General features: G+C 72.1%; 18 protein-coding genes and 1 pseudogene. 13 read left to right on the top strand and 6 right to left on the bottom strand.

Translation table 11 applies throughout. From position 1 onward, the window contains the following. The first annotated feature begins 32 nt into the window (after positions 1-32). The 5 genes from RB614_RS07000 (at position 33) to RB614_RS06980 (ending at position 7,871) form a co-directional block, all read left to right on the top strand. Positions 33-947 carry a serine/threonine dehydratase gene (locus RB614_RS07000; protein ID WP_308711539.1) on the top strand — a complete coding sequence of 305 codons (915 nt, stop codon included), beginning with the start codon at positions 33-35 and terminating at the stop codon, positions 945-947. Between the two features lie 323 nt (positions 948-1,270). After that, a complete protein-coding gene (locus RB614_RS06995) occupies positions 1,271-4,090 on the top strand; it encodes an aconitate hydratase (RefSeq protein ID WP_308711538.1) in 2,820 nt (939 codons plus the stop codon). A gap of 143 nt (positions 4,091-4,233) precedes the next feature. Beyond that, positions 4,234-4,893: a hypothetical protein gene (locus RB614_RS06990; protein ID WP_308711537.1), complete on the top strand. Its 660-nt coding sequence runs from the start codon at positions 4,234-4,236 to the stop codon at positions 4,891-4,893. A gap of 2 nt (positions 4,894-4,895) precedes the next feature. Further along, positions 4,896-7,481, top strand: a complete 2,586-nt coding sequence (locus RB614_RS06985; RefSeq protein ID WP_308711536.1) for an AAA family ATPase — start codon at positions 4,896-4,898, stop codon at positions 7,479-7,481. 138 nt (positions 7,482-7,619) lie between these two features. Further along, complete coding sequence (locus RB614_RS06980) at positions 7,620-7,871, top strand: DUF2630 family protein (protein WP_308711535.1); 252 nt, start codon at positions 7,620-7,622, stop codon at positions 7,869-7,871. Between the two features lie 23 nt (positions 7,872-7,894). Here RB614_RS06980 and RB614_RS06975 read toward each other — a convergent pair whose 3' ends face one another. Further along, the gene (locus tag RB614_RS06975) at positions 7,895-8,560 is read right to left on the bottom strand and encodes an HAD family hydrolase (protein ID WP_308711534.1); all 666 of its coding nucleotides are present in this window, start codon (positions 8,558-8,560) and stop codon (positions 7,895-7,897) included. 67 nt (positions 8,561-8,627) lie between these two features. After that, on the bottom strand, positions 8,628-9,467 hold the full coding sequence (locus RB614_RS06970; protein WP_308711533.1) for a carbon-nitrogen hydrolase family protein: 840 nt from the start codon (positions 9,465-9,467) through the stop codon (positions 8,628-8,630). 59 nt (positions 9,468-9,526) lie between these two features. Here RB614_RS06970 and RB614_RS06965 point away from each other — a divergent pair, with 59 nt between their 5' ends. The 6 genes and pseudogenes from RB614_RS06965 to mug all read left to right on the top strand — a co-directional run bounded on the left by RB614_RS06965 (position 9,527) and on the right by mug (position 13,881). Next, complete coding sequence (locus RB614_RS06965; RefSeq protein WP_308711532.1) at positions 9,527-10,099, top strand: TetR/AcrR family transcriptional regulator; 573 nt, start codon at positions 9,527-9,529, stop codon at positions 10,097-10,099. Positions 10,100-10,121: 22 nt separating this feature from the next. Beyond that, on the top strand, positions 10,122-11,063 hold the full coding sequence (locus tag RB614_RS06960; RefSeq protein ID WP_308711531.1) for a TIGR04222 domain-containing membrane protein: 942 nt from the start codon (positions 10,122-10,124) through the stop codon (positions 11,061-11,063). An 86-nt stretch (positions 11,064-11,149) separates the two neighbouring features. Then, complete coding sequence (locus tag RB614_RS06955; RefSeq protein ID WP_308711530.1) at positions 11,150-12,061, top strand: MbnB/TglH/ChrH family RiPP precursor modification enzyme; 912 nt, start codon at positions 11,150-11,152, stop codon at positions 12,059-12,061. Next, positions 12,058-12,351 (top strand): annotated as a pseudogene (locus tag RB614_RS44585) (SCO6045 C-terminal-like domain-containing protein); the annotation flags it as partial. The gene RB614_RS06955 and the pseudogene RB614_RS44585, both read left to right, overlap by 4 nt. 229 nt (positions 12,352-12,580) lie before the next feature. Next, positions 12,581-13,342: an SDR family oxidoreductase gene (locus tag RB614_RS06945; protein ID WP_308711529.1), complete on the top strand. Its 762-nt coding sequence runs from the start codon at positions 12,581-12,583 to the stop codon at positions 13,340-13,342. Then, positions 13,339-13,881, top strand: a complete 543-nt coding sequence (mug, locus tag RB614_RS06940) for a G/U mismatch-specific DNA glycosylase (protein ID WP_308711528.1) — start codon at positions 13,339-13,341, stop codon at positions 13,879-13,881. Before RB614_RS06945 ends, mug begins: the two co-directional genes overlap by 4 nt. A 26-nt stretch (positions 13,882-13,907) precedes the next feature. Here the strand turns inward: mug and RB614_RS06935 are convergent, their stop codons facing one another. The 3 genes from RB614_RS06935 to RB614_RS06925 form a co-directional block, all read right to left on the bottom strand. Beyond that, the gene (locus tag RB614_RS06935; protein WP_308711643.1) at positions 13,908-15,848 is read right to left on the bottom strand and encodes an ABC transporter ATP-binding protein; all 1,941 of its coding nucleotides are present in this window, start codon (positions 15,846-15,848) and stop codon (positions 13,908-13,910) included. Between the two features lie 102 nt (positions 15,849-15,950). Beyond that, positions 15,951-16,715 carry an enoyl-CoA hydratase/isomerase family protein gene (locus RB614_RS06930; protein WP_308711527.1) on the bottom strand — a complete coding sequence of 255 codons (765 nt, stop codon included), beginning with the start codon at positions 16,713-16,715 and terminating at the stop codon, positions 15,951-15,953. 46 nt (positions 16,716-16,761) lie between these two features. After that, entirely contained in the window at positions 16,762-16,989 is a 228-nt protein-coding gene (locus tag RB614_RS06925; protein WP_085066491.1) for a helix-turn-helix domain-containing protein, read from the bottom strand. 139 nt (positions 16,990-17,128) lie between these two features. Between RB614_RS06925 and RB614_RS06920 the strand changes: the two genes are divergently transcribed. Next, positions 17,129-18,307, top strand: a complete 1,179-nt coding sequence (locus RB614_RS06920; protein WP_308711526.1) for a hypothetical protein — start codon at positions 17,129-17,131, stop codon at positions 18,305-18,307. Between the two features lie 116 nt (positions 18,308-18,423). Here RB614_RS06920 and RB614_RS06915 read toward each other — a convergent pair whose 3' ends face one another. Further along, on the bottom strand, positions 18,424-20,022 hold the full coding sequence (locus RB614_RS06915) for an ABC-F family ATP-binding cassette domain-containing protein (RefSeq protein ID WP_308711525.1): 1,599 nt from the start codon (positions 20,020-20,022) through the stop codon (positions 18,424-18,426). A gap of 182 nt (positions 20,023-20,204) precedes the next feature. On the opposite strand from RB614_RS06915, the gene ypfJ reads away from it, so the two are divergent. Then, positions 20,205-21,113, top strand: a complete 909-nt coding sequence (ypfJ, locus tag RB614_RS06910; protein ID WP_308711524.1) for a KPN_02809 family neutral zinc metallopeptidase — start codon at positions 20,205-20,207, stop codon at positions 21,111-21,113. Positions 21,114-21,179: the final 66 nt, after the last annotated feature.

Below are 21,179 nucleotides of genomic sequence, written 5' to 3'. Positions count from 1 at the left end.
AAGATCCTGCAAGATATTGCAAGGAGAGTTGGATGATCGAGTTGGTGCTGCCCGTCGCCGGGGACGTGGCGACCGCCGCCGGACGCATCGCGCCGCACGTGCGGCGCACACCCGTCTTCCCCACCGTGGTCGACGGCCGGCCGGTGACGTTCAAGCTGGAGCACCTGCAGCTCACGGGCTCGTTCAAGGTCCGCGGTGCGCTGAACGCGCTGCTCGCCGGCGGTGCCACCGGCGCGGTCGTCACCGCCTCCGGGGGAAACCACGGCATCGGCGTCGCGGCCGCCGCGGCCCGGCTCGGCGTCCGCGCCACCATCTACGTGCCGGAGACCGCGCCGCCGGACAAGACCGCGCGCATCGCCGCCACCGGCGCCGAGGTGGTCCATCACGGCAGCCGGTACGCCGAGGCGGCGGAGGCGGCCCGCGCGCACGCCTCCCGCGACGGCTCGCGGTACCTGCCGGCGTACGACGACCCGGACGTCGTGGCCGGTCAGGGCACCATCGCGCTGGAGATCGCCACCCAGGCCCCCGAGTGCGACACGATCGCGGTGGCGGTCGGCGGGGGCGGCCTCGTCTCGGGCGTGGCGCTGGCCTCCCCACCCGGTACGACGATCGTCGGCGTCGAGCCGGAGCACTGCGCCTGCCTGCACGCCGCGATCGCCGCCGGCGAACCCGTCGACAGCCCGGTCGACTCGATCGCCGCGTCCGCGCTCGGCGCCACGCGGCTCGGGCGCATCCCGTTCGCCATCCTCCGCGACGCCAACCTGCACCTGGCCCTGGTCGAAGACAAGCGGATCCTCGCCGCCCGCGACCGGCTGTGGGACGAGTTCCGCCTGGCGGTCGAGCCGGCGGCGGCCGCGCCGTTCGCCGCCTGGCTCGCCGGTGACGTCCCCGGCGACCACCCCTGCCTTGTCCTCTGTGGAGCGAACGCCCCCTGGACCCCCGCCTGACCCACCGCCCGGTCGCTGCCCGCCGGCGGGGTTGTGAAGCGCGGCGGGTGAGGCCGCGGGAATGCACCCCAAGAAAACGCTCCGCTGCGCTCCACGTTTCCCCGGGGACCCCGCGCAACGGTCCGGACCAGCGCGGACATCGCGGTAGCTCGGGAATTAGGCAGTCGAGGCCAGCACCCCGGGAGCGCATGGGTAAGGAGGAGGGGTAAGCTGGGTCACGGCAACAAGACGGACGTACGGTTTCTAAGGGTTGCCTTACCACGGTGGACGGCACCCCTGTGCGAAAGACTGAGCAGTGACGACGCAGCAGGAGGGAGTACGACGTGGCGAGTCTCGACAGTTTCGGTGCCAAGAGCCGGCTCGACGTCGGTGACGCGAGCTACGAGATCTTCACGGTCGACAAGGTGGAGGGGCACCAACGCCTGCCGTACAGCCTGAAGATCCTGCTCGAAAACCTCCTCCGCACCGAAGACGGCGCCAACATCACCGCCGACCACATCCGCGCCCTCGGCAGTTGGGACCCCGGCGCCGAGCCGAGCGTCGAGATCCAGTTCACGCCGAGCCGGGTGCTGATGCAGGACTTCACCGGCGTACCGTGCGTCGTCGACCTCGCCACCATGCGCGAGGCCGTGCGCGACCTCGGCGGCGACCCGACCAAGGTCAACCCGCTCGCCCCGGCCGAGCTGGTCATCGACCACTCGGTGATCGCGGACCTGTTCGGGCGGGAGGACGCGTTCGCCCGCAACGTCGAGCTCGAGTACCAGCGCAACCGCGAGCGCTACCAGTTCCTGCGGTGGGGGCAGTCGGCGTTCAACGAGTTCAAGGTGGTGCCGCCGGGCACCGGCATCGTCCACCAGGTCAACATCGAGTACCTGGCGCGCACGGTAATGGAGCGCGGTGGCATCAGCTCTCCGGGCGTAACTCATAGCCCGGAAAGGACAGCGTACCCGGACACGGTCGTCGGCACCGACTCGCACACCACGATGGTCAACGGCCTCGGCGTGCTCGGCTGGGGCGTCGGCGGCATCGAGGCCGAGGCGGCCATGCTCGGCCAGCCGGTGTCGATGCTCATCCCCCGCGTGGTCGGCTTCAAGCTGCACGGCGAGGCGCCGGCCGGCACCACCGCGACCGACCTGGTCCTCACGATCACCGAGATGCTGCGCAAGCACGGCGTGGTCGGCAAGTTCGTGGAGTTCTACGGGCCGGGCGTGGCCGCGGTGCCGCTGGCCAACCGGGCCACGATCGGCAACATGTCGCCGGAGTACGGCTCGACTGTCGCGATCTTCCCGATCGACGACGAGACCATCCGCTACCTGCGGCTGACCGGCCGCACCGAGCAGCAGGTGGCGCTCGTCGAGGCGTACGCCAAGCGGCAGGGCATGTGGCACGACCCGGACGCCGAGCCGGACTACTCCGAGCGGCTGGAGCTCGACCTCTCCACGATCGAGCCCTCGCTCGCCGGTCCCAAGCGGCCGCAGGACCGGGTGCCGCTGGGCAGCGCCAAGACGCTGTTCCGGGGCGCGCTGCACAACTACGTCGCGGGCGAGGATGGCGGCCCGGCCGACGAGGCGAGCGCCGAGTCGTTCCCGGCCAGCGACTCGCCCACACCGGGTCACGCCGACGACCCCGCCGACCAGCCGTATGACGTCGTCTCGGCGGCGGCCGGCGCCAACGGGCGCGCCTCCAACCCGATCAGGGTCAAGGGCGACGACGGCACCGAGTTCGAGCTCGACCACGGCGCGGTGGTGATCGCCGCGATCACCTCCTGCACCAACACCTCCAACCCGCAGGTCATGCTCGGCGCCGCGCTGCTGGCCCGCAACGCGGTCGACAAGGGCCTGACCCGCAAGCCGTGGGTGAAGACCACGCTCGCGCCCGGGTCCAAGGTGGTCATGGACTACTACGAGCGGGCCGGCCTCACGCCCTACCTGGAGAAGCTCGGCTTCCACCTGGTCGGCTACGGCTGCACCACCTGCATCGGCAACTCCGGCCCGCTGCCCGAGGCGATCTCGGCGGCGGTCAACGAGGCCGACCTCAGCGTGGTCTCGGTCCTCTCCGGCAACCGCAACTTCGAGGGGCGCATCAACCCCGACGTGAAGATGAACTACCTCGCGTCGCCGCCGCTCGTCGTCGCGTACGCACTGGCCGGCACGATGGACATCGACCTGGCCAACGAGCCGCTCGGCACCGGGCCGGACGGGCAGCCGGTCTTCCTCAACGACATCTGGCCGAGCCCGAGCGAGATCGAGGACGTGATCGCCAAGGCGATCGCGAGCGAGATGTTCACCCGCGACTACGCCGACGTCTTCGCCGGTGACGAGCGGTGGCAGTCGCTGCCCACGCCGACCGGTGACACGTTCTCCTGGGCGGACGACTCGACGTACGTGCGCAAGCCCCCGTACTTCGAGGGCATGGCGTCGCAGCCGGCACCGGTGAGCGACATCGCCGGCGCGCGGGTCCTCGCCAAGCTCGGCGACTCGGTGACCACCGACCACATCTCGCCGGCCGGTTCGATCAAGCCCGACTCCCCCGCCGGCACGTACCTCGCGGCGCACGGGGTGGCCCGGCACGAGTTCAACTCGTACGGCTCCCGCCGGGGCAACCACGAGGTGATGATCCGCGGCACCTTCGCGAACATCCGGCTCCGCAACCAGCTCGTCGAGGGCGTCGAGGGCGGCTTCACGATCAACCACCTCACCGGCGAGCAGACCACGATCTACGACGCCTCGGTGGCCTACCAGGAGGCCGGCGTGCCGCTGGTGATCCTGGCCGGCAAGGAGTACGGCTCCGGCTCGTCCCGGGACTGGGCGGCCAAGGGCACGATGCTGCTCGGCGTACGGGCGGTCATCGCCGAGTCGTACGAGCGCATCCACCGCTCCAACCTCATCGGCATGGGCGTGCTCCCGCTCCAGTACCCGACCGGCGAGACCGCCGAGACGCTGGGGCTGGAGGGCACCGAGACGTTCACGATCACCGGCGTCGAGCGGCTCAACGAGGGCAGCACGCCGCGCACGGTCAAGGTGACCACGGACGCCGGGGTCGAGTTCGACGCGGTGGTCCGGATCGACACCCCCGGCGAGGCCGACTACTACCGGCACGGCGGCATCCTCCAGTACGTACTCCGGAAGATGCTGCGCAGCTGAGCCACCGATCAGGATGCCCCGGCCGCGAGCAGCGGCCGGGCATAGTCCGTTGCGGCCGCAAATAGATCCCATCGAACGCTGTGTCTCGTAACAGTAACGATCCATACTGACCAGCACACCGGCCCTACCCGACGGGGGGCGCAATGCTGGCGAGACGGTTGATTCTCCTGTTCGCTCCGCTCGCGCTGCTGGTCAGCGCCTGCGGCGCCCCCGAGTACGAGTACGTCAAGAACTCCGAGCAGCAGACCTACTTCAAGGTGCCGAACGACTGGCGGCAGATCGACCAGGAGGCGCTGCACGAGTTCGCGGTCGGGGTCGATCCCGACTCGGCCACCGCCCAGCTCCGCGAGCAGCTCATGTGGACCGTGGCGTACGACGCGGCCGAGGAGCCGTCGATCACCCACATCGCCGCCCCGATGCCCTTCGCCGAACCGGCCGTATGGGCCAAGGTCGAGCGGCTCCTGCCCGAGGTCAGCTCCGCGATCTCGCTCGACGTGCTGCGCAACCTCCTGCTGCCGGTCACCGAGGACATGCGCACGGCGGCCGCCCAGGCCGACGCGCTCTATCCCGGATTCGAGCTGCTCCGCGACGACGTGATCGTCCCCGAAAAGGGGCTGCACGGCGTCCGGGTCGCCTACAACTACCAGTTTCTGGGGCGATCCACCACGTTCGACCTGACCGCGCTCGTCAACGACGACGCGAGCCTCCTCTACATGCTCCTCATCCGCTGTGCTGCCCGCTGCTACACCGAGCGCGCCGACGAGCTCGAGAGCATCGCCACCTCCTTCACGGTGAGGAGCTGATCATGGAACCTGTCGAAGGCCTCCGGCCGCCGGACGAGGGTCCGCGCGACGACAACCGGCCGACCCGCCCCAAGCTGCCGCTCTGGGACCGGCTCAAGTTCGTCATCCTGCTCGCGCTGCTGTGGCTGGTGCTGGTCTGGGCCGCGATGGCCGACAACCCGCTGCTGCCGTTCGACGACGCGGCCCGCATCCAGGCGCGCGACTCGATCTGGATCTTCGTGCTCATCGGGCTGGAGGTGCTGCGGCAGATCCACTTCCTGGTCAGCGAGAGGTGGTCCGGCTACCACCACTTCTGGACGCACCGCTTCTTCGGCGGCATCGAGCGGGTCACCCACCGGCGGCTGAGCGACTGGACCCGCTTCCGCATCGCGCGCGCGATCAAGTGGGCGTTCTGGATCGTCGTGTTCGCGCTGGTCGCGGGCGCCGCGCTGGACACGTCCCCGTTCCTGGCGCTCTTCCAGGCGCCGGCGATCCTCTGGCAGTTCCTGCCGTTGATCGTGCAGATCGTCCTGCTCATGTTCGTGCTGATCCTGCAGTTCGTGGCGCTGTTCTGGTTCCTGTCCCGGGGCGGCATCGAGACGTACTACCCGGACGACATCAAGACCCGCTTCACCGACGTCTGGGGCCAGGACCACGTACTCGACCGGATCCGGGAAAACCTGCTCTTCCTGGAAAAGCCGGACGCGATCGAAGCCAAGGGCGGCTACGTGCCCGGCGGCATCCTGCTCTGGGGCCCGCCCGGCACCGGCAAGACGCTCATGGCCGAGGCGATGGCGGGCGAGACCGGCCGGCCGTACGTCTTCGTCGACCCGGGCGCCTTCACCAACATGTTCATGGGCGTCGGCATCCTCAAGGTCAAGTCGCTCTTCCGCAAGTTGCGCAAGCTCGCCCTCCGGTACGGCGGCGTGATCGTCTTCTTCGACGAGGCCGACTCGCTGGGCCGGCGCGGCGCGCTCGCCCAGGGCGGGCCGGGCTTCCCGCGGGGTATGCGGCCGGCCGTGTTCGCCGACGGGTGCCACGGCTTCTCGTACCTCTCCGGCGACACCAGGTGGCTGCTCACCCGCAACGCGCTGGCCGGCGCCAAGCCGCCGCCGGAGGACCCGGACGCCGGCCGCAACCGGGTCGTGATGGGCAACATGGGGATGGGTGGCGGCGGCGACATGGGCACGCTGCAGGCGCTGCTCAGCGAGCTGTCCGGCCTGAAGAAGCCGCGCGGGCTGGTCAACCGGTACGTGCGGCGGCTGCTCGGCATGCGCCCCAAGCCGCCGCCGAAGTACCGCATCCTCACGGTGATGGCGAGCAACCTGCCGGAGGCGCTCGACGAGGCGCTGCTGCGGCCGGGCCGCATCGACCGGATCTACAAGGTCGGCTACCCGAGCAAGGCCGGGCGGATGCGCACCTACCAGGGGTACCTCGACAAGGTGCGGCACGACCTGACCGAGGACGAGATCGACAAGCTCGCCGTCATCACCCCGTACGCCACCGGCGCCACGATCAAGGACCTGGTCAACGAGGCGCTGATCACCGCGATCCGCGACGAGCGCGAGGTCATCGAGTGGCGCGACGTGATGCAGGCCAAGCGCCTCAAGCAGCTCGGCCCGCCGGAGGACGTCGAGTACATCGAGCGGGAGCGGCACGCGGTCGCGGTGCACGAGGCGTGCCACGCGGTCGCCGCGTACCGTACCCGCTACCACATGGAGATCGACATCGCGACGATCGAAAAGGGCGCGGAGTACCTCGGCATGGTCGCGAGCATCAAGCCCGAGGACCAGTTCACGCGCTGGCGCACCGAGTACGAGTCGGACATCTACGTCTCGCTCGCCTCGCTCGCCGGCGAGCGGATGTTCTTCGAGGGCGACAGCTCCTCCGGCGTCTCCGGCGACCTGGAGCACGCGACCACGGTGGCCACCCAGATGGAGGGCTTCTGGGGCATGGGCTCGACGGTCTCGTCGTACGCCGCGTCGGCTCAGATCGGCACCGGCACGCCCGGCGGGCGCGGGCCGGGCAACCGCGAAGACCCGGAGGACGTCGCCCGCCGCGCGCTGGCCGACCGCATCGAGGACAACCTCAACACCCACCTGGAACGCGTCGTCGAGCTGCTCGAGGCCAACCGGCGCGAGATCCTCACGCTGGCGCACGCGCTGGAGACCCACAAGACCCTCACCGGCGAGGACGTGGTCGCGGTGCTGGAGCGGCGGCCGGGCCCGCTCGTGGACGGGACGGTGTACCAGCGGGAGGAGCTGCTGCGCGAGATCGAGGACTACCACCGCGCCGCGGTGGCGGCCCACCGCGGCCACGCCAAGGTGACGGTCCTGCTCCCGTCCGTCCCCGCGGTCACCGCCACCCCGGATGCGGCCTGGCGCCCGCCGGACGCGATCACGGCCGCTTCCCCCAACGGCGGCTCGACGGAGGAGGGTGCCGCACCCGACGGGGAGGCCCCGGCCGAGGCGGCCGGCTCACCCAACGGCAGCGGGTCGGCGGAGGCGGTCGTCGAGACGGACCCGGCCGGCGAGCCCGAGGCACACCCCAACGGCGCGTCCGGTGCACCGAAGACCGGCGAACCCGAGGCCGGCGCCTCAGGGCACTGATCCGCCGGCCGGCCAGCGAGCGTCGGGGCGCCACCCACGCAGCCGGCCCGGTGCGCCAGGGCCGGCCAGCCGGCGGCCGGCGGGCGAGCGGTCAGGTGCGCCACTGGCGGATGCGGCCGGCCGGACTCTCGTAGGCTCATGGTCATGGAAGACACGACGATCCTGTCCGAGATACACAAGCTGGTCGAGGAGGAGCACCGGCTCCGCTCTCAGGTGCAGAAGGGCCAGATCTCCTCCGACGACGAGCGGGACCGGCTGCGCGAGGTGGAGGAGTCGCTCGACCAGTGCTGGGACCTGCTGCGCCAGCGCCGCGCCGCGCGTGAGGCCGGCCAGGACCCCGAGGGCACGCACAGCCGCGCGAAGTCCGAAGTGGAGGGTTACCTCCAGTAGGCACCGCCGCGCGCCAGGCGGGCCTACGCGTACCGGGCCACCCCGGCCGCGGCCAGCACCGTCGCCACGGCCGGGATGATGCCCTCGGCGGTGCGGGTCGGGCGAAAGCGGGACTCCATCCAGCTGCGGCCGCGGTGCAGCCAGACGCTCGGCAGCCCCATCGCGGCCGCGCCGCCGATGTCGGCCTCCGGGCTGTCGCCGACCACCCAGGCGCCCTGCAGGCGCATCCGCACGCGCTGGGCGGCCATCGCGAAGATCCGTGGGTTGGGTTTGCTCACGCCGGCGTCTTCGGAGATGACCCAGTCGGCCACGTAGCGGTCCAGGCCGGTACGCCGGATCTTGATGTCCTGCTGCCGGGTCGTACCGTTCGTCACCACCACGGGCACCCAGCCCGAGTCGTCCGCTATCCGCAGCGCGCAGGCGACCAGCGGATCGAGGTGCAGGCGCTCCGCCAGGCCCTCGGTGAGCTCGTCGACGAGGTCGATGGAGGAGATGCGCAGCCGGTAGCGGTCGCGGATCGCGTCGGCCACGTCCCAGCGGTCGGTCAGGCCGTCGGCGTCGATGGAGAGCAGCCACTGGAGGTCTTCCGGCGGGGCCCCGATCTCCGCCAGAAAGTCCGCTGCCCACGCGCGAAACGTCCCCGCCCGATCGAGCAGGGTGTTATCGAGATCGAGGAGCAGGAGGGGCACTCGCGCACCTTATGTGATTCGGCACACCGTGGAACAGACCCGTTTCGTAAACAAGCCGTGTAACTGACTAACCGCTCAACAGCAAGCGATCGCCGTCGAGATCCGTACGGTGTTCGGCCAGCATCTGGTGTGCCGCGCGGATCCGCTCGACCTCGGCCGCGTCGAGCGTCGCCACCACGACCGCCTCGCCCTCGTCGGCGCCGCGCGCGACCGGGCGCCCCTCCGGGTCGTAGACTGCCGCGCCACCGTTGAAACACCAGGGATCCACGCCGCCCACCGGGTTCGCGAACACCACGTACATCGTGTTGTCCAGCGCCCGCGCCGCGTAGTACACGTCGCGCCGGTGGGCCGAACCCAGCACGTACGCGCTCGGGCACAGGTAACCGTGCGCCCCGGCGACCGCCGCGGCGCGCGCGTGCTCGGGGAAGCAGCCGTCGTAGCAGACGCCGAGCCCGAGTCGCCATCCGTCGATGTCGAGCGTCGCGCCACGCGTACCCGGGATGAAAAGGTCCTTCTCCTCGGGCCCGCACAGGTGTTGCTTGTCGTAGGCCGCGGCCACGCGGCCGGCCCGGTCCACGACGAGCGCGGCGCAGGTGCGGCGGCCGTCCGGGCGGCGGACCGCGGCGCCGACCACGACGGCGGCCGAGCGCTCGGCGGCGGCCCGGCGGAGCGGGTCGAGGCGCGCGTCGGCCACCCACCCGCCGCCGTCGGCCGCGACGTCCGTCGTGGCCGGGCTCGCCCGCAGCGCCGGCGGGTCGTAAGCGGGCAGGAAAAGCTCAGGTAGTACGACGACCGTGGCCCCCCGGTCGGCGGCGATCCGTGCCCAGCGGGCGGCGCGTGCCGCGTTGCCCGCCACGTCGCCGGGGGTCGCCTCGGCCTGGACCGCGGCGACGGTCAGGGGGCGCATGTCACCAAGCCGTACGTACGGATTGCCGGCGAACCGGTCACCGTGACACGATCGAGCACGTGCCGAGAGTGAGTCAGGACCAGCTCGACGCGCGGCGCCAGGAGATCCTCGCCGCCGCTCGCGCCTGTTTCGCTCGGCACGGCTACGAGGGTGCCACGGTCCGCCGGCTGGAGGAAGAGACCGGCCTGTCCCGCGGTGCGATCTTCCACCACTTCCGTGACAAGGAGTCGCTCTTCCTCGCCGTGGCCGAGGACGACGCGGCCGCGATGGTCGAGACGGTCACGCGAAACGGCCTCGTCCAGGTGATGCGCGACCTGCTCGCCCGCGCCGACTCGACCGAGACGGCCGGGTGGCTGGGCAGCCAGTTGGAGGTGTCGCGGCGGCTGCGCACCGACCCGGCGTTCGCGAAGCGGTGGGCGCAGCGCTCGCAGGCCATCACCGACGCCACCCACGAGCGGCTCCGCCGCCAGCGCGACGCCGGCGTGCTCCGCGACGACGTGCCGCTCGACCTGCTGACCCAGTTCCTCGAGCTGGCGTACGACGGGTTGGTCCTCCACCTGGCCACCGGACGCCCGCCGGGCGGTCTCGGGCGGGTGCTCGACCTGGTCGAGGATGCCGTCCGAAAGGCGTGACAGGCTGACTCACACTGGGCGCATGGAGACGGTTCTCGCCGCACAGGGCGACACCTGGGGCATCCCCGGGCCCACTTTCCTGGCGATCTTCGCCGGTGCCGCGGTCGCGCTGGTGATCGCCGCGCTGATCCACCGGGCCGTGCTCTTCGCCGGCCACCACACCCCCGTCGACCGGCTCGGACCGCAGCAGGTCGCCTACCTCAACGGCGGCGACCGGCTCGCCGTCTACTCCTCCCTCGCCGGCCTCCGGGCCGCCGGCGCGATCGAGGTGGGCCCCGGCCGCACGCTCACCGCGTCCGGCCCGATGCCGGCCGGCGCCACCCCGCTCGACCAAGCCGTGTACAACGCGGCCGGCCAGCGCGTCCGCGCCCGCGACGTGGACGGCGACCAGTGGGTGCGGATGGCGCTCACCACCCTCCGCGACGACCTGGAGCGGCGTGGCCTCGCCCCGAGCGAGGGCACGCGGCAGGCGGCGCGGGCGGTGCCGTTCCTGATGCTGGTGCTGCTCGGCCTCGGCGTGGTGCGGCTGGTGGCCGGCATCGCGGGCGGCAAGCCGGTGGGCTACCTGGTCGTGCTGACCATCGTCTGGGCCCTGGTCACGCTCATCGTCTTCCGCACGATCCCGACCCGCACCCGCGCCGCCCGCCGGGCCCTCGACGAGCTGCGCCGCCAGCACACCTACCTCGCCCCCTCGATGACCCCCGCCTGGGCCACGTACGGCGCGGCCGGGCTCGCGCTCGGCGTCGGCCTGTACGGCGCCGCGTCCCTCTGGCAGGCGGACGCCGCCTTCGCCGAAGAGGCCGAGATCCAGCGCCAGTACGCCTCGACCGCCGGCACGGGCGGCTACTACGGCGGCTCGGGCGGCGACTCCGGCGGCTCCAGCTCCGGCGGTGGCGACGGCGGCAGCTCGTGCGGTGGCGGCGGCGGTTGTGGCGGCGGCTGCGGGGGAGGCTGCGGCGGATGACCGTTCCCTCCGGTGCCGGTGGCGCATCCGGCCCGCGCGCTGCGTCGCACCCGGCCGCGTCCCCCGGGCCAGCCGCCTTGCCGGCCATGGCTGGCTCGTCCGGGCTGGGTCGGGCCTCCGGTGCGGGTGGCGGTCTCGCCGCGGGCGGTGGCGCTTCCGGCGCGGGCGGCGCCTTCGGCGGGGATGGCGCCTTCGGGGTTGGGATCGGGTGGCGGCCGGAGATCGCGGGCTTCGTGGCCGCGCTGCCCGGCCTCCGCTTCACCGAGGTGATCGCCGAGTCGGTGCCGGCCTCCGGGCCGGTGCCGGCTCCCCTCGCCGCCCTGCGCGACGCCGGCACCGCGGTCATCCCGCACGGCGTGAAGCTCTCCCTCGGCGGCGCCGAGCCCGTCGACCCGGCCCGCGTCGCGCACCTCGCCGCCGCCGCGCGGCAGCTGGACGCGCCGCTGGTGAGCGAGCACATCGCGTTCGTGCGGGCGGGCGGCCTCGAGGCGGGCCACCTGCTCCCCCTCCCGCGCAGCCGCGAGGCGGTCGACGCCGTGGTCGCCAACGTCGCCCGCGCCCAGGCCGAGCTGCCGGTCCCCATCGCGCTCGAACCGATCGCCGCCATCTTCGACTGGCCCGACGACGAGCTGGACGAGGCGGCGTTCCTGACCGAGATCCTCGACCGGACCGGCGCGCTGCTGCTGCTCGACATCGCCAACGTCTACGCCAACGCCCGCAACCGCGGCACCGAGCCCACCGACCTGCTGGACCGGCTGCCGCTGGACCGCGTGGCGTACGTCCACGTGGCCGGTGGCGCCGAGCACGACGGCGTCTACCACGACACCCACACGGACGCCGTACCGCCGCAGGTGCTCGACCTGGTCACCGAGCTCTGCGCCCGGCACCGCCCGCCGGCCCTGATGCTCGAACGCGACGGCCACTACCCGCCCGCCGACACCCTCCGCACCGAGCTCGACGCGATCGCCACCGCCTCCGGCTACCCGGTCGTGACATGACCCGCCCCGGCGGCACCGCACCGGTCGCACCAGGCGGCGCCACGGGGTCGCTCGCCGAGCGCCAGGCCGCCCTGGTCGCCGCGCTCGTCGCCGGCGCCCCGATCCCGGACGGCTTCGACCCCCGGCTCGTCGAGATCGCACGGCAGGCGTTGCTGCGCAAGCGATCCGGCGAGGTGGCGCGGCACTGGCCGCTGCTGGCGGCGTCGTTCGGCACGAGGTGGCCGGCGGTCTTCGCCGAGTGGGGCGGCGGCCGCCCCACGGCGGGCTCCTTCCAGGACGGTCTGGCCCTGGCCCGTTCCCTGCCGTTGACCGGCGCGGCCGCGGAGGAGCTGGCCGAGCGCGAGGCCGCCCTGCGCCCGCGCCGCCGCCTGAGCCGCCTCTTCCGCCGCCCCCCCCGTCTGGTCTGTACCCCCCCCGCAGGTCGTTCTAGCGACTTGGGGGGAGCTTCGATCACGGCCCATCGCCCCGCCGAGCCGGGCGTGGTGAGCCGACCTGATGGGGTGGTGGCAGGATCGGCGCATGGATCTCGGACTTGCCGGCCGCGTCTATGTCCTCAGCGGTGCTTCCCGCGGCCTCGGGTACGCCACCGCCGAATGCCTGGTCGCGGAGGGTGCCAACGTCGTCGTCTCCGCGCGCTCCGCGGACGCCGTGACCGCCGCCGTCGAGCGGCTCGGCGTACCGGAGCAGGCGATCGGCGTGGCTGCCGACCTCGGCGACCCCCTCGCCGCCGAGCGGCTGGTGGCGGCGGCACGGGAGCGGTTCGGGCGGGTCGACGGTGCGCTGATCTCGGTCGGCGGGCCGCCCCGGGGCACCGCCGCCACGCTGGAGGACACGCAGTGGCGGGCGGCCTTCGAGACGGTGTTCCTGGGCACGGTGCGGCTGGCCCGCACGGTGGCCGAGGCGATCGACGGTGACGGCGCCATCGGGCTGGTCCTCTCCACGTCGGTGCGGAGCCCGATCGTGGGCCTCGGCCTCTCCAACGGCCTTCGCCCCGGCCTGGCCGGCGTGGCGAAGGACATGTCCGACGAGTACGCGCCGCGCGGCATCCGCGTCTTCAGCCTCCTGCCCGGCCGCATCCTCACCGACCGCAACCGCGAGCTCTTCGCGGCGACCGGCGACCCCGAACGGGCGAAGCTGGAGGCGGAGGCGGCGATCCCGATGGGGCGGCTGGGCGAGCCGGCCGAGTTCGGGCGGGTGGCGGCGTTCCTGCTGTCGTCGGCCGCCAGCTACCTGACCGGCCTGTCGATCCCGGTCGACGGCGGCGCCGTACGGGCCCTGTGAAGCCCACGAAGGAGCAGCTCGCCGCCGCGGCCGACCGGACGATCCCGGACGTGATCGCGCCCGGGCTGGCCGTGCTGTTCAGCGGCATCAACCCCGGCCTGTACTCGGCCGCCACCGGACGCCACTTCGCCCGCCCGGGCAACCGCTTCTGGCCAGCCCTGCACCGCTCCGGCTTCACGCCGCGCCAGCTGCGCCCGGACGAGCAGGAGGAGCTGCTCGGCTTCGGGCTGGGCATCACCAACGTGGCCGAGCGCGCCACCGCCCGCGCCGAGGAGCTGAGCACCGCCGAGCTGGTCGCCGGCGCCGGACGGCTCACCGCGAAGGTGCGCCGGTATCGCCCGCGGTGGCTGGCGGTGGTGGGCGTGACCGCGTACCGGACGGCGTTTTCGCGGCCGAAGGCGACGTTCGGCGCGCAGCCGGAGCGGATCGGCACGACCCGGATCTGGGTGCTGCCCAACCCGAGCGGCCTCAACGCCCATTACACGCCGGACGCGCTGGCCGCCGAGTTCACGCTGCTCCGCGGCGTGGCCGGCCGATGACCGCGAGCCGGCGAGGGCGCGCCGGCTCAGGAGTCGGCCGCGTAGTCGCGGGGCGGCGGGACGGTGACCGGCTCGGGGTGGTCGGGGTCGACGTACGGCGTGGGCGAGTCGGCGACCGCGAACTGGGTGCGGTAGAGCTCGGCGTAGAGGCCGCCGACCGCGACCAGCTCGTCGTGGCGGCCACGCTCGACGATCCTGCCCTCGTCGAGCACCAGGATCTGGTCGGCGTCGCGGACCGTGGAGAGCCGGTGGGCGATCACCAGGGCGGTGCGGCCGGCCAGGGCGACCGACAGGGCCCGCTGCACCGCCGCCTCGGACTCGGAGTCGAGGTGGGCGGTGGCCTCGTCGAGTATGACGATCGACGGGGCCTTGAGCAGCAGGCGGGCGATCGCGATCCGCTGCTTTTCCCCGCCGGAGAACCGGTAGCCGCGCTCGCCGACCATCGTCTGCAGCCCGTCGGGGAGTGCCCGCACCAGCTCCTCGACCTGAGCGCCGCGCAGCGCGGACCAGAGCTCGTCGTCGGTGGCGTCGGGCTTGGCGTACCGCAGGTTTTCCGCGATGGTCTCGTGGAAGAGGTGCGAGTCCTGGGTGACCACGCCGATCGTGTCACGCAGCGACTCCAGCGTGGCGTCGCGGACGTCGACGCCGCCGACGAGCACCTGTCCGTCGGTCACGTCGTACACCCGGGAGACCAGCATCGACGTGGTGCTCTTGCCAGCGCCGGAGGGGCCGACCAGGGCGACCATCTGCCCCGGCTCGACCGCGAACGAGACGCCGCGCAGCACCGGCTCGGAGACCGTACGGTCGAGCGTCACCACGTCTTCGAGCGAGGCGAGCGAGACCTCGGCGGCGGACGGGTAGCGGAACCGCACGTCGCGGAACTCCAGCCGCCCCGAGCCGGCCGGGATCGTGGCCGCGTCCGGCTTTTCCTTGATCGACGGCACCAGGTCGAGGATCTCGAAGACCCGCTCGAACGAGACGAGCGCGCTCATCACGTCGACGCGCACGTTGGAGAGGGCGGTCAGCGGACCGTACAGCCGGGTGAGCAGCAGCGCGAGCGTCACGACCGTGCCGGCGCTGACCGTGCCGTTGACCGCGAGCCAGCCGCCCAGCCCGTACGTGAGGGCCTGGGCCAGCGAGGCGACCAGCAGCATCGCGACGTAGAACGTGCGCGAGTACATCGCGGACTGGATGCCGATGTCGCGCACCCGCTCGGCCCGCTCGCCGAAGCGCTTGGCCTCGGTCTCCGGCTGCCCGAAGAGCTTGACCAGCAACGCGCCCGCCACCCCGAAGCGCTCGGTCATCGTGGCGTTCATCTTCGCGTCGAGGTCGTAGCTCTCCTTGGTGATCTCGGCGAGGCGCCTGCCGACCCGCCGCGCCGGGATGATGAACAGCGGCAGCATGACCAGCGAGAGCGCGGTGATCTGCCACGACAGGGTGAACATGACGGCCGCGGTGAGCACGAGCTGGATCACGTTGCTCACCACGCCGGAGAGCGTGGACGTGAACGCCCGCTGGGCGCCCATCACGTCGTTGTTGAGGCGGCTGACCAGCGCGCCGGTCTGCGTGCGGGTGAAGAACTGGAGCGGCATCCGCTGCACGTGGTCGTAGACCCTCGTGCGCAGGTTGAGGATGATGCCCTCGCCGATGCGGGCCGAGTACCACCGCTGGACGAGCGAGAGCAGGGCGTCGACGACCGCGAGGCCGGCGATGAACAGGGCCAGCCGCACCACCGTGCCGCCGGCGTCGCCAGCGCCGCGGGTGATCGCGTTGACCACGTCGCCGGCGAGGACCGGGGTGGCCACCCCGATGCCCGCCGAGATCACCACCGCGATCAGGAAGACCGCGATGTCGGCGCGGTAGGGCTGGGCGAACGACAGGATCCGCCTCGCGGTGCCGCGGGCGAGCCGGTGGCCGGCCACCTTGTCACGGGCACGCATCGCCCGCAAGGTCTCCCAACCGCCCATGCCGCCGTACGACACGCGTCACCTCCGCGTCAGTCCTGGGACAAGTCTGCGTCCCCGGTATGACAGAACCCGCCAGGTAAGCGCGTTCTTCCCGGAGAGCCGTTACTCCCCCAGGCCCGCGAGATCGCGGAAGCGGCGCACCTGCGCCTCGCGCTCGGCCAGGTCCTGTTCCTGGTACGTGTGGTCGGCGGCGGCCGCGAGCAGCGCCTTGACCTCGACGACCGCGTCGCGCGGCGAGGAGAGCACGGCGGCGGCGAGGTCGCGGGCGGCGCCGTCGAGGTCGGCCCGGGGGACGACGAGGTTGGCGATGCCGGTCCGCTCGGCCTCCGCGGCGCCCATGCGGCGCCCGGTGACGCAGATCTCCAGGGCGCGCCCGTACCCGACCAACTCCAGCAGGCGTTTCGTGCCACCCAGATCGGGTACCAGCCCGAGCGTGACCTCGGCCATGGACAGTTGCGCGTCGTCGGCGAGCACGCGCAGATCGCACGCCAACGCGAGCTGGAATCCGGCGCCGATCGCATGACCCTGGACGGCGGCGATGCTAACGACGTCAGGGCGCCTCAACCACGTGAATCCCATTTGAAAGGCGTGAATGCGATCCGCGCTTTCCTCTGGGCTGAGGCGAGCCATCTCCGTGAAAGAATTCGTCCCTTCACCACTCACTAGTGAAAGGTCCAGCCCCGCGGAGAAGGCCCGCCCCTCGGCCCTCACGATTACGACCCGCGCATCACCAGGCAGGTCGCGGGAGAAGTGTGACAACGCCGTCCACATCGCCGGCGTTTGCGCGTTGAGCACGTCGGGCCGGCACAACGTCAGAGTCGCGACCGGCCCGGCGCATTCCAGCCGAACGCCGCTGTCGTCGGTCATCGGGGGGTTTCCGACAGCGGCAGGGTGCCGAACAGGCGAAAGGCTCTCACGCCTTCTTGCGGCGACGCGCTCCGCCGCGCTGGCGCAGCTGCACGCCCGATTCGGTCAGGACCCGGTGCACGAACCCGTACGAACGGCCGGTGGAGGCCGCCAGAGCACGAATGCTCTCGCCGGACGTATACCGCTTGACCAGGTCTTTAGCGAGCGTCTGCCGCTCGGCCCCGACGATCCGGCGACCCTTCTCAGTGCTGGTGGCTGTGCCGGTGGCTGCCATGTTGATTCCTCACGTCCCAGACTGTGCGGTTTCTTTGCGGTCCTGTCTATTAGACCGCCTCGAACGATCATGCGCTAGATATCAACCCTTCGCCAAGCGACACGCACACCTTGTCGCCTACCCGATACCGTGGTGCGCCGTGACAAGCGAAGCGCGGGTGACGCGGTGGGACCTGTTCGTGTGGCTGGCTCTAGCCGCCGCCGGACTCGCGTTCACCTGGCTGGCGGTACGGTTCGCGTCCCCTCTCGGGACCGATGCCGCTCCTTTCCTCGGGACCTACCGACCCAAGGTCGGACCGTCCTCACCGCTCGCACCGGCGGTGGCCGCGACCGTGCTCACAGTTGCCGCGCGAGGGTGGTGGGACCGCGCCGCGTGGCCGATCGTGCTGCTCACCGGCTATCTCGCCGGGCTAATGTGGACCGTCGCATTGGCCGTTGTCAACGGTGAGCGCGGCTTGTACGGCCCCGCGAACCACTCCGGCGAGCCGCCCGGCCCGGCCCTGGTACTGCGCTGGATCCACCGGGCCGGGATCACCGATCCGCTCGCCGTGGGGCTGCTGCTGACCGCCGTCGGCGCCCTGCTCGTGCCACTGGTCCTGGCGGCGGCGCGGAACGGCTGTGGCGACCTGGAGGCCCGCCGCTACCTGCCGGTGGTGGCGCTCGCACCGTACGCCATCTGGGTGGCCGCCAGCCTCGACGCTCTGGTCGCGGTGCTGGTCGCGGCGATGGTGGCGGCCGGCGCCTGGGCCAGCGACCACCGGCGCACCGGGCCGAAGGCGGGAGCCGGGGCGATCACCGCTGGGCTGCTGCTGGGGGTGGCGGCGATGTTCTCGTTCGCCGTACCATGGATGGGCTTTTCTCTGGTTTGTCTGTATTTTGCGCGGCGGCGGGCGGCGCTCAACTTCCTCACCGGCCTCGGCGCCCTCGTGCCGGTCGGGGTGGCGCAGCTGCTCGGCTTTCGCTGGGTGGACGGCCTGCTGGCCGCGCAGCGCGAGCGCCCGGTGATCTGGTGGGGCGTGATCAGCCTGGCGGTGCTGCTGCTGGCCGCCGGGCCGGCGCTGGTGGCCAGCCTGCGCAAGATGCGCAACACCCCGGGCTGGCCGTTTCTGGTCGGCGCCGGCGCGGCGGTGCTGTCCACTGTGCTCGCCGGCCTGGCCCGGGGCGGCGTCGAGCACGCCTGGCTCACGTTCTTTCCGTGGCTGACGGTCGCCGCGACCGCCCCCGAGCGCCAGGCCGGCCCCCCGGTCCCGGCCCCCCTGCTGCTGGCCGCCGCGGGCGCCGCGACCGCCGTAGCCCTCCGCGCCGTCCTCGCCCCCTAGGACCCCGCCCGCCGTGTCGCGGTTGATCAGGGAGTTCGTGGGCGTGTCTGCCGGCGCGCCGCCCCACCAAGTCCCTGATCAACCGCGAAAGAGGGGGCCGGCCGCGGAGCGGCGCGCTAGGCGAGTTCGACGAGTTCCAGGAGGTCGTCGCTCCAGGCGTCCTCGTCGCCGTCCGGGAGCAGGATGGCGCGGTCGGGCTTGAGCGCCTGCACGGCCCCCGGGTCGTGGGTGACCAGCACGATCGCGCCAGGGTAGCGGGCGATCGCGTCGAGGACCTGCTCGCGGCTGACCGGGTCGAGGTTGTTGGTCGGCTCGTCGAGCAGCAGGACGTTGGCGCCGGAGCAGACCAGGGTGGCCAGCGCCAGCCGGGTCTTCTCGCCGCCGGAGAGGACCCCTGCCGGCTTGTCGACGTCGTCGCCGGAGAAGAGGAACGCACCGAGGATCTTGCGCAGGTCGGTGTCGGACTGCTCGAACGCGGCGCTGCGCATGTGCTCCAGGACGCTGCGCTCCACGTCGAGCGTCTCGTGCTCCTGCGCGTAGTACCCGATCCGCAGCCCGTGCCCGGCCACCACCTCGCCGGTGTCCGGCCGCAGCAGCCCGCCGAGGATGCGCAGCAGCGTGGTCTTGCCGGCGCCGTTGAGGCCGAGGATCGCGACCCGGGAGCCGCGGTCGACGGCCACGTCGACGTCCGTGAAGATCTCCAGCGAGCCGTACGACTTGGAGAGCCCGGTCGCGGTCAGCGGCGTACGCCCGCAGGCGGCCGGGGTCGGAAAGCGCACCTTGGCGACCTTGTCGGCGACCCGCTCCTCCTCCAGGCCGGAGAGGAGCTTTTCGGCGCGGCGGGCCATGTTTTGCGCGGCGACGGTCTTCGTGGCCTTGGCCCGCATCTTGTCCGCCTGGGCCATGAGCGCGCCGGCCTTCTTCTCGGCGTTGGCCCGCTCCCGCTTGCGCCGCCGCTCGTCGGTCTCCCGCTGCTCCAGGTACTTCTTCCAGCCCACGTTGTAGACGTCGACGACCGAGCGGTTGGCGTCCAGGTACCAGACCTTGTTGACCACCGCGTCGAGCAGGGACACGTCGTGGCTGATCACCACGAGCCCGCCCTTGTGCGCGGCCATGTATCCGCGCAGCCAGGTGATCGAGTCGGCGTCGAGGTGGTTGGTCGGCTCGTCGAGCAGCAGGATGCCGGCCCCGTCTTCGCCCGCGTCGCGAAAGAGGATGCGGGCCAGCTCGATCCGGCGCCGCTGGCCGCCGGAGAGGGTGCCGATGGTCTGGGCGAGCACCCGGTCGGGCAGCCCGAGGTTGGCGCAGATCCGGGCGGCTTCGGCCTCCGCCGCGTACCCGCCGAGGGAGGCGAACTGGTCCTCGAGCGTGCCGTAGCGGCGGAGCGCGCGCTCGTCGTCGGCCAGCTTGCCCTCCATGGCCTTCATCTCGGCCAGGAGCGTGTCCAGGCCGCGGGCGGAGAGCACGCGGTCGCGGGCGGTGACCTCCAGGTCGCCGGTGCGCGGGTCCTGGGGCAGGTAGCCGACTGCGCTGCGCCGGTCGACGGTGCCGGTGTAGGGCAGGCCCTCGCCGGCGAGCACCTTGAGCGTGGTGGTCTTTCCGGCGCCGTTGCGGCCGACCAGGCCGATCCGGTCGCCCGGCTGCACGCGCAGCGTGGCGTCGGACAGCAGGATCCGGGAGCCGGCGCGAAGCTCCAGGCTGGTAGCGGTGATCATGTGGCTAACTCTCACTCTCGTGGTCGAAGGCTGACTCAGGGCGCACCAAAGGGCCGGCCGGTCATCGACCCGGTCGGCCCGGAGAGGCTCAGCCTTCGCAGAGCAGCACGGCAGCGATTCTACCCGGCGAGGCGTGGGGTCCCAACCGAGTAAGAACCAAGATCACTGGGTACCGTGCTCGGGTGGAGCTCAACGAAGATGCCCGGATCGACACCAGCCAGGTCGAGGACCGGCGCGGGTCGCGCGGCGGAGGCGGACTCGGCGGCATCCCGCTGCCGAGCGGCAAGGGTGGGTGGATCGGCCTCGTCGTGGCGCTTCTGGTGGTCCTGGCCGGCGGCGGCGCGGGCCTGACCCAGATCACCGGCGGTGACGAGGGGCAGGGCGACAACACCGCGCTGGAGCAGCGGTGCGCGGCGCAGAACGCGCTCGACCAGCTCGACTGCCGCAACACGCTCTACGTGAACGCGGTCCAGGCGTACTGGCAGACGGCGCTCCCCCAGCACTTCGGCAAGCCGTACCAGCAGGCCGACACGGTGCTCTTCAGCCAGGCGGTGAGCACGGGCTGCGGCACGGCCGACTCGGGCGTGGGGCCGTTCTACTGCCCGGCGGACGACCGCGTGTACATCGACCTCTCCTTCTACGAGCAGCTCGCGGACCAGCTCGGCGCGCCGGGCGAGTTCGCCCAGCCGTACGTGCTGGCCCACGAGTACGGCCACCACGTGCAGGACCTGCTCGGCACCGAGGCGCAGATGCGCCGCCAGCAGCAGCGCGACCCGGGCAACGCCAACCAGCTCTCGGTGATGCTGGAGCTCCAGGCGGACTGCTACGCGGGCGCGGCGGCCAAGGGCATGACCGGCTCGACCGACTCCAGCGGGCAGAAGATCTTCAAGAGCATCACCCAGCAGGACATCCAGGAGGGGCTGGACACCGCGGCCGCGATCGGCGACGACACGCTCCAGCGGAAGTCGGGCGGGCGGATCGACGAGTCGCAGTTCACGCACGGTACGTCGGCGCAGCGGCAGGAGTGGTTCGGCCGCGGGTACCAGACCGGCGACCCGACGCAGTGCGACACGTTCGGCGACGCGCTCTGACGGTAGACTCGTGCAATCGGTTGCTACGAGCTGACGATCAACGGTGAACGGCACGCCGTCGAGGCC

It is taken from the genome of Phytohabitans maris (genome assembly GCF_031085175.1).
Classification (GTDB): Bacteria; Actinomycetota; Actinomycetes; order Mycobacteriales; family Micromonosporaceae; genus Phytohabitans; species Phytohabitans maris.
This window is presented reverse-complemented; position numbering and strand designations above follow the sequence as displayed.

Bases quoted from the DNA above. Each gene is read 5' to 3' on its own strand.
- RB614_RS06925 (WP_085066491.1), bottom strand. From the start codon at position 16,989: ATGGCAGCCACCGGCACAGCCACCAGCACTGAGAAGGGTCGCCGGATC.
- RB614_RS06990 (WP_308711537.1), top strand. From the start codon at position 4,234: ATGCTGGCGAGACGGTTGATTCTCCTGTTCGCTCCGCTCGCGCTGCTG.
- RB614_RS06970 (WP_308711533.1), bottom strand. From the start codon at position 9,467: ATGCGCCCCCTGACCGTCGCCGCGGTCCAGGCCGAGGCGACCCCCGGC.
- RB614_RS06915 (WP_308711525.1), bottom strand. From the start codon at position 20,022: ATGATCACCGCTACCAGCCTGGAGCTTCGCGCCGGCTCCCGGATCCTG.
- RB614_RS06930 (WP_308711527.1), bottom strand. From the start codon at position 16,715: ATGACCGACGACAGCGGCGTTCGGCTGGAATGCGCCGGGCCGGTCGCG.
- RB614_RS06960 (WP_308711531.1), top strand. From the start codon at position 10,122: ATGGAGACGGTTCTCGCCGCACAGGGCGACACCTGGGGCATCCCCGGG.
- RB614_RS07000 (WP_308711539.1), top strand. From the start codon at position 33: ATGATCGAGTTGGTGCTGCCCGTCGCCGGGGACGTGGCGACCGCCGCC.
- RB614_RS06955 (WP_308711530.1), top strand. From the start codon at position 11,150: ATGGCTGGCTCGTCCGGGCTGGGTCGGGCCTCCGGTGCGGGTGGCGGT.
- RB614_RS06935 (WP_308711643.1), bottom strand. From the start codon at position 15,848: ATGGGCGGTTGGGAGACCTTGCGGGCGATGCGTGCCCGTGACAAGGTG.
- RB614_RS06980 (WP_308711535.1), top strand. From the start codon at position 7,620: ATGGTCATGGAAGACACGACGATCCTGTCCGAGATACACAAGCTGGTC.
- RB614_RS06945 (WP_308711529.1), top strand. From the start codon at position 12,581: ATGGATCTCGGACTTGCCGGCCGCGTCTATGTCCTCAGCGGTGCTTCC.
- RB614_RS06985 (WP_308711536.1), top strand. From the start codon at position 4,896: ATGGAACCTGTCGAAGGCCTCCGGCCGCCGGACGAGGGTCCGCGCGAC.